At 69.8% G+C, this 14,154-nt stretch carries 11 protein-coding genes; 3 read left to right on the top strand and 8 right to left on the bottom strand.

Features of this window, described 5'->3' with window-relative positions:
- Nucleotides 1–132: 132 nt before the first annotated feature.
- Nucleotides 133–1,116, top strand: coding sequence for a L,D-transpeptidase (locus tag H293_RS0130345; protein ID WP_028808329.1), 984 nt, complete (start codon nucleotides 133–135; stop codon nucleotides 1,114–1,116).
- A 483-nt stretch (nucleotides 1,117–1,599) separates the two neighbouring features.
- On the opposite strand, the gene H293_RS0130340 is transcribed toward H293_RS0130345, so the two are convergent.
- From H293_RS0130340 to H293_RS0130325, 5 genes are all read right to left on the bottom strand, one after another.
- Complete coding sequence (locus H293_RS0130340) at nucleotides 1,600–2,166, bottom strand: SMI1/KNR4 family protein (protein ID WP_020121587.1); 567 nt, start codon at nucleotides 2,164–2,166, stop codon at nucleotides 1,600–1,602.
- Between the two features lie 640 nt (nucleotides 2,167–2,806).
- Nucleotides 2,807–3,751 (bottom strand): NADP-dependent oxidoreductase, encoded by a 945-nt coding sequence (locus H293_RS0130335; RefSeq protein ID WP_020121586.1) that lies wholly within the window; start codon nucleotides 3,749–3,751, stop codon nucleotides 2,807–2,809.
- Nucleotides 3,752–3,765: 14 nt separating this feature from the next.
- Nucleotides 3,766–4,218, bottom strand: coding sequence for an NADPH-dependent FMN reductase family protein (locus H293_RS58525; protein WP_158694452.1), 453 nt, complete (start codon nucleotides 4,216–4,218; stop codon nucleotides 3,766–3,768).
- Nucleotides 4,219–4,220: 2 nt separating this feature from the next.
- Nucleotides 4,221–4,400 (bottom strand): hypothetical protein, encoded by a 180-nt coding sequence (locus tag H293_RS0130330; RefSeq protein ID WP_158694451.1) that lies wholly within the window; start codon nucleotides 4,398–4,400, stop codon nucleotides 4,221–4,223.
- Nucleotides 4,401–4,488: 88 nt separating this feature from the next.
- On the bottom strand, nucleotides 4,489–4,956 hold the full coding sequence (locus H293_RS0130325; protein ID WP_020121584.1) for a cupin domain-containing protein: 468 nt from the start codon (nucleotides 4,954–4,956) through the stop codon (nucleotides 4,489–4,491).
- Nucleotides 4,957–5,192: 236 nt separating this feature from the next.
- Here H293_RS0130325 and H293_RS0130320 point away from each other — a divergent pair, with 236 nt between their 5' ends.
- Nucleotides 5,193–5,696, top strand: coding sequence for a MarR family winged helix-turn-helix transcriptional regulator (locus tag H293_RS0130320; protein WP_020121583.1), 504 nt, complete (start codon nucleotides 5,193–5,195; stop codon nucleotides 5,694–5,696).
- Between the two features lie 325 nt (nucleotides 5,697–6,021).
- Nucleotides 6,022–8,058 carry an ATP-binding protein gene (locus tag H293_RS0130315; protein WP_020121582.1) on the top strand — a complete coding sequence of 679 codons (2,037 nt, stop codon included), beginning with the start codon at nucleotides 6,022–6,024 and terminating at the stop codon, nucleotides 8,056–8,058.
- A gap of 14 nt (nucleotides 8,059–8,072) precedes the next feature.
- Here the strand turns inward: H293_RS0130315 and H293_RS0130310 are convergent, their stop codons facing one another.
- The 3 genes from H293_RS0130310 to H293_RS0130300 form a co-directional block, all read right to left on the bottom strand.
- The gene (locus tag H293_RS0130310; RefSeq protein WP_028808327.1) at nucleotides 8,073–8,762 is read right to left on the bottom strand and encodes a polysaccharide lyase family 7 protein; all 690 of its coding nucleotides are present in this window, start codon (nucleotides 8,760–8,762) and stop codon (nucleotides 8,073–8,075) included.
- Nucleotides 8,763–8,836: 74 nt separating this feature from the next.
- A complete protein-coding gene (locus H293_RS0130305) occupies nucleotides 8,837–10,981 on the bottom strand; it encodes a glycosyl hydrolase family 95 catalytic domain-containing protein (RefSeq protein ID WP_259294555.1) in 2,145 nt (714 codons plus the stop codon).
- 281 nt (nucleotides 10,982–11,262) lie between these two features.
- Entirely contained in the window at nucleotides 11,263–13,917 is a 2,655-nt protein-coding gene (locus H293_RS0130300; protein ID WP_020121579.1) for a discoidin domain-containing protein, read from the bottom strand.
- Nucleotides 13,918–14,154: the final 237 nt, after the last annotated feature.

Below are 14,154 nucleotides of genomic sequence, written 5' to 3'. Positions count from 1 at the left end.
CAGGACGGCCCGGACCAGCGCCGAACCTTGGGACATGTTTTACGCGACGCGTGCAACTACGGCCCACGCCCTCGCTGTCTGACAGGGAGATGGGCCCGTCAGGGCCGAAGAGCGAGCAGACCGGGGCAGTTCGTGGGACGGCGCAAGAGCAGCATATGGATCGCATTCGTCACGGGTGTGACACTGATGGGCGCGAGCGCCTGCGGCGGGGGCGGCAGCGACAAGGCGAGCGGGGACGCGAAGGCGTCGGCGAAGCCGAGTGCGAGCGCCTCTCCGTCACCGACGAAACCGGCGGGTCCGCCTATGCTCCTCGAGACGATTACCCCGCAGACGGGAACCACGGTCGGCGTGGCCATGCCGATCTCGGTGATCTTCACGAACCCTGTGGCGGCCAAGGCGCGGGCCACAGTGGAAAAGCACATGAAGGTGAGTGCCTCACAATCGGTGGCCGGCGCCTGGCACTGGATGGGCGACAAGCGCGCCGACTGGCGCCCGAAGACGTATTGGCCCTCCGGTACGACGGTGAAGATCGATGCCGACATGACGGGCGTCAGCAATGGCAACGGACGCTACGGCGTACACAACTACACGCACACCTTCAAGATCGGTGACGACGTGCGCGCGGACGTCTCGGTGACCGGCCACACCATGAAGGTGACCCGCAACGGCGCGCCGGTACGCACCCTGTCGATCAACGCGGGCAGCGCCGAGTATCCGACGTGGGACGGCACGATGGCGGTCATCGACAAGCAGGAGAAGGTCCACATGACCTCCTGCAGCGTCGGAATCAGCTGCGACAAGAGCAGTCCCAATTTCTACGACCTGACACTGCCCTGGGACATCCACCTCACCCAGTCCGGCACGTACGTCCACTACTCGACCGGCGACCCGAACCCGGGCAGCGGCAGCGCCCGCGGCTCGCACGGCTGCGTCCACCTGTCCCTGTCGGACGCCAAGTGGTTCTACGGCCAGGTCAAGCAGGGCGACCCCATCACCATCACCGGCTCACCCCGCGGCAAGGCCCCGGCGGACAACGGCTACGCCGACTTCAACCTGGGATGGGACCAGTGGCTCGCGGGCAGCGCCTCCGGCGAGGGGACGACCGCCGCCCTTTGACGCGCGTGAGTGCCTGCAGTGCGAGCGGGACGCGGCCGTGGACACGGCCCGCCGACCGCTCGCCTGTCGGTGAGGTGGCGCGGAGCCCGGGATGCGTGACGCCTTTGGTGATCAAGGTGTGACGGCGCGCCGCTCGGCGATATCAAGCTGGGTGTCACCTTGCGGACGAGGCTTCCGTACGGTCTCGCACGATGATCTCGTACAACTCCTTCTGCACGGCAGGGTAAGGGCCGGGTGGCCGCGCTGATCGCCAGCGTCCTGGTGCGCCGTCGTACCAGGGGCCTGGCGAGCAGCCGACGAGGCGCAACCCGGCCCTGCGTGATCGGTGTGTCGCCGTCTTCTTTGGGGTCCTCTTCGGTGCCGTCTTCCTGGCCGACTGCGCGACGGAGTTCCAGGTCCATCCCTGCTTCCGGGCGGCACTCGGTGCGACGACCGCCGTCGACGTCCGGCGCTATGAACCGGGACGGGCTCGGGCCGCACCAGTCAGGTCGTGCCCAGCCATGCCAGGTACCAGTCTCGGAAGTCGGGCCCCGGTGTCAGGCCGCCCCAGTCAGGATCGTCGAGCCAGACCTGGCCGGCGTTCCTCCCCGTGACGACCAGCCGGTGGAACGCGCCGCAACCACATTCCCCGATGACCAGGCTCCCTCCGACCGAGTAGCCGGCATCGCCGTCCCTGCCCGGCCCCGGCCACCCGTCAGTGTGCGCAAACGGCGTGGACAGGAAGCCCACGCGTCGACCCTCTTCTCGAAGGTCGTGCAGAGCCTCTTCGTCGTCCACCTCCTCTGCAAGGCCCAGGAGCCCGTAGTCCGGTCCCGCTCCTCCGTCGGAGACGTCCTTGAGGAAGCCGCGGTAGGAAGCGGGGAGTCGGGCACCCTGCTGCTGCTCGAACAGCCAGATGGTGTCCTCTGCCAGAGGAGGCCGAAGCAGATATCCATGGTGTGAGGAGCCGAAACGCTTACGCGCAGGGTCTTCTTGGGCCATGGCGGCGACCCGGGCACGGACCGCAGCGGCGTCCCACAGCCCGCGGCGGTCGGCCTTGTCGCTGGTCACAGCAGCACGGTACTGGCGTTCTGGCACGTCACCGCATCCGGGTAAGCGATTTGGGACCAGGCCGAGTGGCAGCCCCGCCCCGCGTCAGGCGGCGGACCACGACCCCGATCATCGCCCGACAGATCATGGTCTCCGAGTGAGCCGGCCTGCTCCCGTGGTCGCGAACCAGGCGCCGGTGGGCAGTGATCCACGACAGCGGGTGCTCCATCGTCCACCTCTTCGGCTGCGCCTGGAAGGGGCACCGGCCAGGGTGTCTGCGGACGATCTCGGGCTCGCGCCCGAGGATCAGGCAGGTCCAGCCGACCAGACGGCCGGCGAAGCCCTGGTCTCACGAGAACTTCCGCACATCCCCGTGGTCGATGCGGGTCCACAGCAGTGGGTGCTCGGCACCATCGCGATCTTGATTCGGGCGCCGTCGCCGACGGTCGCGTGGTGCTCGCTCGTTTTCACGTCGGCCCGGGATGGGCTGGGCCGTCCCCGCGCGCCGATGATCGGCTCCCTCATGGCGCGGCGCGCTGCGATATCACCTACGGCCGGTGGTGTGGCGTCCGCCATCGCGCCGGCCATAGGGACCGGTGCCACGGCGATTTCGGGGCCCAAGCGGATTGCCATGCCCCTTCCTTTCGGCGGGGGATCGATGTCAGGCGGCGGTCGGGACGACTATGACCTTGCCGTGTACCGCGCCTTCGGCTGCGCGGGCGTGCAGCCGCGGCAGTTCGGCCAGCGGCAGCCGTTCGGCGATGGCGACGTGCAGCTCGCCGCGGTCGATCAGGGCCACCAGCTTCGCGAGTTGTTCGGCGTCGCTGCGGACGAACAGGTCGATGCCGCGCACACCGCGGTCCTCGTCGGAGGGGGCGGGCATCCACACCGTCGTGTTGACCAGGACGCCGCCCGGGCGGACCGGCATGACCAGCGCGGCCAGTTCGGCAGGGTCGACCGGTGCGAGGTTGAGCACGACGTCGACCGGCTCGGTCACCGCCGCGGTCACGCCGGTGGTGGTGTGGTCTATGACCTCGTCGGCGCCGGCGGACTTGACCGCCTCGCTGCTGCGCGGGCCGGCCGTGGCGATGACGTGAGCACCGGCGTTCTTGGCCAGCTGCACGGCGTAACCGCCGACCGCGCCGCCGGCCCCGTTGATGAGCACGCGTTGCCCTGCCGTCAGCTTGCCGTGGTCGAACAGCGCCTGATACGCGGTCAGGCCCACCAGCGGCAGCGCGGCGGCGTCGGCCAGGGGGACGCTCTTGGGCGCCGGGGTCAGGACGTCGGCCGGTGCGAGGACGTACTCCGCCGCGGCTCCGTTGCCGTCCATCGGCAGAAAACCGATGACGTCGTCGCCGACCGCGATGCCGTCGACGCCCTCACCCAGCGCGTCGACCGTACCGGCGACGTCGAGGCCGGGGGTGTGGGGCAGTTCCACCGGGATGGGGCCGCGCATGAAGCCGCCGCGGATGTTGCCGTCGACGGAGTTGAACGAGGTCGCGGCGACCCGGATCCGGACCTCACCGACTCCGGGCACGGGCTGCTCCACATCCTCGTAGCGCAGGACGTCGGGGTCGCCGTACTCGTGGAAACGTACTGCCTTCATTTCGGTTCTCACCTTCACTGCGATCGACTTTGCTTCGAATTCGAAGCAACTGTTGATGACGGTACATCTGCTTCGAATTCGAAGCAAGTGGTTTCAGTCCCTACCGGCGCGAGCGCATCGCAGCGGTGAGCTCGGCGGCGGCTAGCCGATGCAGGCGCGCAGCCGCGCCGCGCCGCTCTGAGCTGTGGCGCGCCAGCCGGCGGGGCCCGCGACGACGACGATGGGCACGGGTCGGCGTGCACGTCGGTCAGGCGCGCGCGTATCACCTGCGCCAGGTCGGGTGGCTGCCGGCGGGAGCCACTTTTGAGGGCCGGCAGCACCGGCATGCCGGAGAGGACTCCGTCACCGAGACCGGCGGAGAACGAGTCGAACACCTCGCTCGGGGACGCGGTGAGTACCGCGATCGCCACCACAAGCCCGTCGGCCGCCAGGACCGCCGCGATCGCCTCCCTCAGCGCGATCGCCACCCTCAGATCGAGGCCGGCGCGGCCGTGGGCTGAACGCCGGGCAAGGTCGTCCGCAGCCGGTGCGACTCCAGCACCTCCACCTCGGCGCGCACACCACCGGCCGCCAGTGACCGGCACACAGCCTCCGCGACCCAGTCCGCGAGCAGGCGCGTCGGACGCGGGCAGCCCCCTCCGGCGCTCAAGACGGCCAAGGACACGGAGCTTCACGCGGTGGTGCTCATCCCGGCATCGGTTTCATGGCTTCATCCCCGTGGCCGGGCTGCGGTGCCGTCACCGGGGAGGGCCGAGGACGACGTTGCCGGACAGTTCCGCGGCTTCGGCGAGCAGCTGCGGGGTGATCTCGAAGCCCTCCGGGCGTGGTTCACGAAGGTCACGGCCCGCGTGGCGGAACATCTTCTCCAGCCCTCCAGGGGTCGAGATGAGCAGTAGATCTGCCTTCTCGGAGGTGATGCGGTAGCCGTGCGGGATGCGCCGGGGCAGGAAGACAATGCCGCCCTCCCGCAACTCGTGCTCCTCGTCGCCGGCCCACACCAGCGCCGAACCGGACAGGAGCAGGAAGACCTCGTCCTCCTTGTTGTGCACATGGAACGGCGGCGCCTCACCCTTGCTGACGTCGAAGCGGCCGACGGTCAGCTGCCCGCCGGTCGCCTCGGCGTCGAGCAGCACGCTGAAGACGCTCCCGCCGATCCACTCGAGCTGCTGCTGGTCCTCACGTTGGGCGAGGTGGGGGATGCTCATGGCCGGTCCTCGGGATCCGTGGGCGGCGGCGCCGTCCTCCTTTCCGCAACCCTGCGCGGCACCACTGCCCGATCGCCATGTTCTACGGTGCTCAGTCGGGCCCAGCACTGCCCACACCGTGCGCTCACCAGGGTCACGTCCTCGGGCCTGCCAATGAGACCCTCGCGTCATCGCCAGGTGGTGGCTGGGACGGCGGCACTCCACACTCTTCGAATTCGAAGCAGTAGACTCCGGTCATGCCTGACTCACCGCCGTCGCTCGACCCCGTGCAGCTCGGCGCCTACTTCGACCTCGTCGAGGTGACCAGCCTGCTCCGGCATGCGGTCGAGCAGCAGCTGCGCGAGACCGGTGGTCTCAGCTATGTGCAGTTCCAACTGCTGGCGCGCCTCGGGGACTCGCCGACGGGCAGCCACCGCATGACCGACCTGGCCGACGGCGTCGTCTACAGCCGCAGCGGCCTGACGTATCAGGTAGGTCTGCTGGAGAAGGAGGGCCTGGTCGTCCGCGCCCCCTCGCCGGACGACGAGCGGAGCATCACCGTCACCATCACCGATGCAGGGCGCGAGCTGCTTGCGAAGGTGCTGCCGGGTCACATCGAGGTGGTCAGCGGCCTCCTGTTCGAGCCGCTTTCGCGCGACGACGTCAAGGCTCTCGCCGGCCTGCTGACGCCGGTGCGCGACCACATGCGCTCGACGCCGCCTCGCTCGGCCGCGTCTCGCCGCCGCAGAGGTGGAGCGTAGGACGACCGTGGAAGCGGGGTCCACGATCACGATCCCGGCCAACGTGCCGCGCAACTACGGCAAGCCTCGGGTGCGCCGGCCCGCATGCTGCGCAGGTGCCCCCCGGTCGGCACGAGTTCTTCCTGCGCATCTGGGATGTCGTCGCGGGCAAGGACGCGGCGCCGACGCACCGCGGAGCACGAGCTCGCTGAACGTCGCCACCGCACCCCCGAGTTGGCCTCGGCCTACCGAAGCAGCCGGGCTCCGTAGTGCGTGTCCCGCCATGCTGTTTCCATGAAAATGGGCATGAAAATGGGTCTGCTGAGAGGAGCTTGGATTGGGAGCGGTGGGCCTGGCGGGCCGGCTGGCGGAGGCTCGAGCCGGTGCGCTGGTGGGCAGGGAGCCGGAACAGGCGGTGCTCGACCGGATGCTGTCGGATGCGGCGGACGCTCCGCTCGTCGCGTACATTCACGGTCCCGGCGGCATCGGCAAGTCCTCTCTGGTGCGCTACGCCGCCCGGCAGGCCGAGCTCACCGGCCGCCGCGTGGTGCACGTGGACGGACGGTTCCTCGACGCCGATCCGCGCCGACTCGAGGAGGCCGCCGCCCCCGCGTGCGCCGAGCCCGGCACAGTGCTGCTCATCGACACCTTCGAGCAGTGTCAGCCCCTCGAGGCGTGGCTGCGCGAGACCTTCCTGCTGCGGCTCGCCGACCATGCGATCGTCGTTGTGGCCAGCAGAGTCGCGCCCGACGCCGAATGGTCGCTGGACCCTGGATGGGCGCGGCTGTTCACCGCACTGGCCGTGCGGCCGCTGGACGCCGCCCAGTCCCACGCCCTGCTCGCCACACGGGGAGTCCCCGCCGAGCAGCGCGACGCCTTCGTCGCCTTCGCCGGAGGCAGCCCGCTCGCCCTCTCCCTGGCCGCCTCCGTGCCCCCGGCCGCACCCGGCGCGCCGTGGGAGCCGACCGGCGACGTGCTGACGACCCTGGTCGAGCGGCTCGTGGGCGACCTGCCCAGCGTCGCCCACCGGCGCGCCCTGGAGGTCGTCGCGCAGGCCTACGTCACTCGCGAGCCCCTGTTGCGCGCGGTGCTGGGTGACGAGGACACCGACACGGTGTTCTCCTGGCTGCGTCAACTCCCCTACATCGAGGCCACTCCCGAAGGGCTGCATCCGCACGACGCGGTGCGGTCGACCCTCGCGGCCGACCTGCGCTGGCGGGATCCCGAGCGCTACGACGACGTCCGGGTCCGCATCTCGCTCGCGGGCCTGCAGGCCGTACGCGGCGCTGCCGAGGACGACGCGCTGCTGCGGGTCGCGGAGTGGATGTTCCTCTTCCGCAACCAGGGGGGACCGGATGATCTGTACAACTACCGGACACACCCCCACATCGAAGACACTCCGCTCCGGGCCGAAGACGTGCCCGGCGTGCTGCGCATGGCCGAGGAAGCGGAGGGACCGGCATCGGCGGCAGCGGTCGCGCACTGGGTGCGCCGGCAGCCGGAGGCCTTTCGCGTCCTCCGCCGTGCGGGCTCCTCCGCACCCGTGTCATTCATGGCCATTCTGCGGCTGGACTCGCCACTGCCCGAGGACCGCGCCGAGGACCCGGTGATCGCAGCAGTCTGGGATTTCGTAGAGGCGGCCGCTCCCCTGCGACCGGGCGAACACCTCGGCATCCGCCGCTTCGCGGTGCAATCCGGCGGACACCAGCGACCCTCGCCCCTGATAGAGCTCATCAGCCGTCGCGCCATCGGCGAGGAGATGAGAATCCACGGACGCGCGGTGACCTTCACCGTCTTCGAAGACGCCGACCGCTGGGGGCGCTACCTCGCCGAGGCCGGCATGCCGGAGGTCGCGGCGGTGGATGTCGGCGGGCGGCGACAGCACGTCTTCGGCCGGGACTGGCGACGGCAGCCGGTGGAACAGTGGGTGCGGCACCGGGCGCGCGCGGCGGGCACGCCCGTGGCTTTATGGCCCGCGACTGCCGCCACGAGTGGCTCGGGCGACCAGTCGGCGCGCGCCGCGTTCGCGGAGGGTGTGCTCGATGCGCTGCGCACCTGGCACACCCCCCGCGCATTCGCGACCAGTGTCCTGCTGCACTCCCATCTCGTGCCGCCGGGCTCACCCGACCCGGCCGTTGACCTGCGCGGCGCCATCATCGCAGCCTTGGACGCACTGCAGATCGACCCCGCGGGCGTCAAGGCCCACGAGGCTCTCACCGCCACCTACATCACGGCTCCCCGCACCCACAAGGCCGCCGCCCGACGCCTGGGGGTGCCCTACGGCACGTACCGGCGCCACCTGGCCCTGGCAAAGGAACGCCTCGTCGAACAACTGCTGCGGCAACCAGCCATGACGTCCACCCCGACCCCGCCGCACTCATGACACCGGCTGACGGGTCACCGTGTCCAGTAGCGGATGTTGCGGAAGCGGGCCTCCGCGCGGCCGGAACCGTGGTTGTACACGCCGTTCTTGAAGTAGCGGGTGGCGGGGCCCCGGTCGTCGACGGTCAGGACGAGGGAGTCGTCGAAGTAGACCTTGACGGTGCCGGTCCCGGTCGTCGCGTGGTGGGCGATCTTCACGTTGAACCAGGTGTCGTACGCCCCTGTCTTGAGCACTGTGCCGTCGTAGCGGCGTACGGTGCCGCCGTTGGCCTTGTGGATGTTGAGCATGATGTCGGTGGCGGGAGTGCCCGAGGGGTGGACGCTCCGCAGGATCTGGACGAAGGAGGCACCGTCGGTGCCGGACGGGAGGTAGACGTCGGCGTCCCACATACGGTCGCCCGTGGTGTAGTCGACCTTCCAGCGCATCTCGGTGCGCGGGTCTGTGGAGCTGCCCTCCTCGAACGGCTGGTCGGTGGCGTACACCCACATGCGGTCGACGCCGCCGCTGTAGCTGTGCCGGTCGCTGAGGTCGAGGTTCCAGGGCTTCTGCCAGCTGTAGGTGAACGAGGTCCTGGTCCAGCCGTCGGTGGGGGCAGCGTCCGGCACGGCGGGTGCCGTGGCGGCAAGCGCGGCGGACGGCAGGGCGAGCGCGGCGCTGCCGGCCAGCAGACCGGCACCGGTCCGTAACACGGATCTCCTGTTCATGGCGTGTCCCTTTCCGAAGTAGTGAGCGGAGTGGAGCGGTTGATCACGTCGGTCATCGTCTGAGGTCCCACGGATCAGTCCGGCAGCCCCCAGGGCTTTGCGCCACCGGCGGCCGGCACATCCCGCGGACGCGGGTCCGGGCGAGTGCCGCGCGGCAGGACGACGGCCGTTTCGTGCCGGTCGAGCGGGATCTCGATGCGACCGGGCCCCGTCTCCCGGTACCGCAGCCGCCGCCCGCGTTCGTCCCGTACGTCGATGGCACCGTCGATGCCGTGGTCCAGAACGAGCGGTGCCCCGGCCTCGCTGTGGACGCGCACCCATCGGGTACGGCCACCTGATCGGTCGGCGTCGACGAGGAACGCGCCCTGGGTACGCAGGGCCTGGACCGACACGTCGGTCCAGCGCCGTGACACCGAGGGGAGGATCCGTACGACGCCGCCGTGGCTCTGCACGACCATGTCGAGTACGGACTGGGCCGCTGTCAGCGGGCTCTCGACGGCCAGGTTCCCGCCTTCCACGTACATGGTGTTCGCGGTCATCCACGCGTTCTTGATGACGTTGCCGTCGGTGAAGAAGGTGAGGAAGTCGAGGGCCTCTTCAGGGCGTTGCATCAGCGAGGCCATCGAGGAGGCGGCGGCGTAGCTGTAACCGGCCCACAGGCTCCGGTCCTTGACCCAGTGGTCGAAGGTCGTCCGCATCGTGTCCCGGTCGGACGGCCGGTCCCAGTCCAGCTCGTGCAGGGGGAAGAGCCACAGCATGTGCGAGAAGTGCCGGTGGGACTCGGTGAGCGGCTTCCCGGCGCCGATCATGACGCCGGTCTCGTCGCGCGGGTAGTCCACCAGGCGCTGGAGGATCTCGCGCCAGCGCCCGGCGCGCGGATGGTCCGTACGGAGAACGCGCAGGCAGTCGAGGAGGGTGGCGCAGCCCCAGCGGATCAGGGAGAGGTCGTAGGTGCAGTCGGTGGCGTCCGCCCACTCGGGCGACCGGGTGAGCGGCAGGTGCAGCTTGCCGTCGCTGCCCTCGTACAGGGAGTGGTCGTAGAAGTTCACCGCCTTCACGAGGATCGGGTAGAGGACGTCACGCACGATCGACACGTCCATGGAGTGGCGGTAGCTGAGCCAGACGTTGTGCATGGCCCAGATGAGATTGCCGTTGTTGTCGGTCTTCGTCGCCGTGCCGGGGATGCCGACCGTCTTGGCTCCGGGGCGCAGCATCCAGTCCGAGGGGTGGGCGAGGGCGTAGGTGTCGCCGTCCTGGTACTCCGGCGGGACGGACAGCGGCAGGTACTTCTCGAAGTTCTTGAAGGTGGAGGTGACGGAGTCGAGTTCGGGGTGACCGGATCCCTGGATCAGCCAGGTGGCGATCTGTACGTTGAGGTTCCACCAGACGGCGCTCCAGCTGCCGCCGGTCTCCGGGTACCACGGCCCCCACTCGGACATCGAGGGCCCGCCGGCCCGGGTGGCGCAGGCGGCTTTGTAGAGCTGGATCCAGTAGAAGTCCTGGATGCGTTTGTCCGGTACCGAGACCAGGCTGCGCCGGTAGAAGCGGTGCCACCAGGTGCGGTGGACGCGCACCAGCTCGTCCGGGTCCACGGAGAGCGTGCGCGCTACGTCGGCGACGGCCCGCTCCGTCGTGCGTGACAGGTCCTCGGGATAGCCGTAGACGATGTGCGCGGCCAGCAACCTGCCGCTGCCGACGCGCCGTTCACGCCAGGCGGTGGTCCATCCGCCGCCCGCGATCAGTGGCTGCTCGACGTAGTGGGTGGTGCCGGCGGATCCGGTGCGGGGGTCGGGGTTGCCCGTGTAGTCCGCGGGTTTGTCCTTCTCACGGGGTGAAATGGCGGGCAGCCACGTGAACGACCAGGCCGCGGTCTCCTCGCCGGCACTGGGCCGGGTGGAAATCAGCAGCGCGGTACGGGCGTTGTGCACCAGCATCGAGAAGCGGACACTGCCCCGGGTGGTGGTGACGGTGCCGCGCAGCTCCGCGTCCCAGATGTCCAGGGTCCAGTCGACTCCGGTCACCTCACCGGCGAGAGTGAGGTCGAAATGCCCTATGGGCAGCCGGGAGAAGCCGTACGGAGCGCGCCACTGCGGTCGCTGGTCCTGCACTTGACTGTGGCTGACCATGACCTTGAGGGAGTTGGCCGTCGCACCTCGGTAGACCTGCACTCCGAGGAGACCGTTGCCGAGGAAGGGGCCGTCCTTCCAGTCGCCGGGCATCCGCCGCCAGCGCAAAGCTGCGGCCCTGGCCAAGCGTTCGTGTACGCCCTCCGCCCCGGCGGACTCCCGGGGCGCCGCCCAGGCGGTGCCGGAACCTGATGCCCAGCCGCCGGCGGCTACCGCGGCTGCCGCCCTGCCGATCACACCTCTTCGAGAAATACCGTCCCCTGTTGGCGCGGTCACCTGGCTGCCTCCCAATTCTGGTTTCTGGTTGTGGACTCGGATTCGGCGGGGCCGGGCAGCGGAGTTCCGTGTCCCACTGCCCGACCGGTGGTCGGTGGTCAGGGTCCGATGGTCAGCCAGTCGACTGCGGAGACCGGGCCTGTGCCCTTCGCCACGAGGTAGAGGCCGTGGGTGCCGGTGACCTCGCGCTTGAGGGTCACGGTCTGCTCCTGCCAGATGCCGGTGCCCGTGACGGGCACTACCGCGGCCACCGGACCGTCCGGCGTGTCCAGGCGCAGTTGGAGCGAGCAGCCCTGGGTGCAGGTGGAGTTGAGGCGCACGGTGAGGTGCTTTCCGTGGAGGTTCGCCCTGCGGAAGCCCACCCAGTCGCCGGAGCCGAGGACGCCGGTGGCGGCCGTGCCGCGCTGTACTCCTCGTGCGGAGGTCGCCTGTTCGGCCTGGAGGGTCGAGGCGGCGTCGGGCGCGTCGCCGTACAGCCGGACGTCGTTGACGACCCAGGGCACGGGTCCACTCGCGGTGAGGGTGATCCGTACGTAGCGGGCGGTGGTCTGCCGGGGGAACACCGCGTCCTGGGTGAAGGAGCGACCGGAGACCCGGGCGAGCGGTTCGCCCCAGTGCGTTCCGTCGCGGCTGACGGAGACCGAGAAGCCGTACGGCTGGCCGCTTGTGTCGCGGCCCGCGTCGAGGGAGAGCCGGCCGAAGGTCTTGCTCTCACCGAGGTCGACGGTCAGGTACTGGCCCGCGGCTTGCGGAGCCGCGCCCGTCCAGCGGGTGTTGATGTCACCATCGGTGACGGCGGACGCGTTGGTGCCGTCGCTCGCCGAGGCGGTCCAGTTGCCGTGCCGCACGCGCTGTCGGCAGCCCGGCAGATCGCAGCCGGTCGACCAGATGGGCGCGCCGTACTCGTAGGCGCCCTGGTCGGGAGCCGTGCCCTGGACGTCGGTGGTGATGCCGTCGATCATTTCGCCCGCGTCGATGGCGGGTGAGCCGGGTATCAGCCACAGTTCGCCGTTGACGGCGTCCGTGTAGCCGGGCTTGTCGCTGATCAGGTTGGAGCGGACGACGGGCAGTGGGTTGCCGGTCTGTGTCGCGGTGACCGGCTTCGGTCCGATGATGTTGCTGAGGTAGGAGCCGGACGCGTCGGTGGCCCCGCCGAGGGCGGACGAGGCGACGTTGATGCCCACGCCGTAACTGGAGTTGTGGTCCTCGTTGGCGATGCTGGGACCGGTGTGGCCGTTGAAGTAGACACCCCGGCTGCCGGTGTTCCAGGCGACGTTGTGGTGCAGGCGGAAGTGCCCGGAGTAGTTGTCGACGTAGTAGCCGTTCTGGCCGTCGGCGTCGTGCGCGGTGTTGTGGTCGATGGAGGTGCCGGAGGCGTTCAGGCTGCAACAGACGTAGAAGGGGGAGCCGTCGCGGGAGGTGCGCATCGCTTCGGAGATGTCGTTGTAGGCGATGCGGTTGTCGTGGAACTCGGTGCCGTTGAGCTGCCAGGCGGTGTCGATGGCCGCTCGCCCGGTGCGCCGGATCGTGTTGTGGGTGACCGTGTCGCCGTTGCCGTTGATCTCGATGCCGGGGGTGTAGCTGCCCATCCAGCCGACGTCGTGGATGTAGTTGTCGGTGACGGTGTTGCCGGTGCCGCGGACGAGGACGCCGTTTCCGGCCGACTGGCTGATCTCGCTGTTCTTGAGGGTGTTGCCGGTGCCGAGGATCTGGACGCCCGAGTCGAGGATGCGGGAGGCGACGATGTGCCCCTCGAACGGCGGGATCGCGAGATCACTGTCCGGCGGCATGGGCAGGGTGGAGAACTCGGAGATGTACGTGGCATGCAGCCGGTCGACCACAACTCCCGTGCTTGAAGCGCCCGTTCGCAGGGAGGTGCCCCGCAGGTTCAGGCCGCGCACGGTGACGTACGAGCTGTGGCTCAGGTCCACCCCCCACAACCGGTGCTTCGCGGTCACCGTGTGTCCGGCGATGCCGCCCTTCGGGGGCACCAGGTAGAGCCGGTGCGCGGTCTCGTCGTAGTACCACTCCCCCGGCTGGTCGAGGGCTGCCTTCGACCCGACGAGGTAGTAATTGCGGTAGGTCTGGTTGCCCATGCACAGCGGAGGGCAGCGGTAGTTGCCGCCCTTGAAGTCCAGTTGACCCGGTGCGGTGGCGGTGACCGTGCCGGTCTGCTGGGCCCAGGGGTTGGAGCCGGCCCACAGGTGCACGGTGGCGCCGGTCCAGTCGGCGTCGGGCAGGTCGGTGTCGTCGATGTGCTGATCGGTGGAGGTGGAGTCGGCCTCGGCCCAGGTGGTGTTCAGCGGATCGGTGCCCGAGTTGGGCCAACGGCCCTCCGCCGCGCGGGAGTTGTCCAGAAACACCGCGTTGAAGTCGGGGTCGGGCGGCAGGTCGGTGTCAGCGGCGATCAGTCCGCCCCCGGCGTCCTTCCAGCCGGTCACCCGCTCTGTCCCGTCGACGGTCACCGGGCCGTCGCCGTAGGCCGCGATGGTGATCGGGGCGTCCTCGTCGCCGGAGGGAGGAGTGAGCTGTTCGCGGTAGGTGCCACGATGGATCAGGCAGGTGTCGCCGGGGTGTACGCGTTCGAGGCAGCCGCCGATCGTACGCAGCGGGCTCGCCTGCGTGCCGTGTGCGTGGTCGTTGCCCCGGGGGGCGACGTGGTACGTGTGGCCTGGCTGCGCCGCCTGCGCCTGGACCGGGAAGGTCAGCAGCGCGGTCACGGCGGCCAGTGCAGACAGGTGTCTGAGTCTCATGTCCCGTCTCCAGTCGTCGGGGGTGCTGGGGGTCTTGGAGGTGCCGGGGACCTCGAAGCCGCCGGGGGTGACGAGGGCGTCGGGGGTGACGAGGACGTCCGGGATGCCGACGGCGCCGGGGGGGGCGGAGCGCGACCGGGGTGTCGGAGGCGTCGCGGGATCCGTCGGGGGTGGGGAAAGTGCCCCGGGTGCCGCAGACGTCGACGGAGCTGCCGGGGGTACGCCCAGCAACCCGGA

The sequence above is a fragment of the Streptomyces canus 299MFChir4.1 genome (assembly GCF_000383615.1).
GTDB classification, from domain to species: Bacteria; Actinomycetota; Actinomycetes; order Streptomycetales; family Streptomycetaceae; genus Streptomyces; species Streptomyces canus_C.
This window is presented reverse-complemented; position numbering and strand designations above follow the sequence as displayed.

Coding starts and splice junctions, on each gene's coding strand:
- H293_RS0130300 (WP_020121579.1), bottom strand. CDS start 13,917: ATGAGACTCAGACACCTGTCTGCACTGGCCGCCGTGACCGCGCTGCTG.
- H293_RS0130305 (WP_259294555.1), bottom strand. CDS start 10,981: ATGCCCGGCGACTGGAAGGACGGCCCCTTCCTCGGCAACGGTCTCCTC.
- H293_RS0130325 (WP_020121584.1), bottom strand. CDS start 4,956: ATGAGCATCCCCCACCTCGCCCAACGTGAGGACCAGCAGCAGCTCGAG.
- H293_RS0130335 (WP_020121586.1), bottom strand. CDS start 3,751: ATGAAGGCAGTACGTTTCCACGAGTACGGCGACCCCGACGTCCTGCGC.
- H293_RS0130310 (WP_028808327.1), bottom strand. CDS start 8,762: ATGAACAGGAGATCCGTGTTACGGACCGGTGCCGGTCTGCTGGCCGGC.
- H293_RS0130320 (WP_020121583.1), top strand. CDS start 5,193: ATGCCTGACTCACCGCCGTCGCTCGACCCCGTGCAGCTCGGCGCCTAC.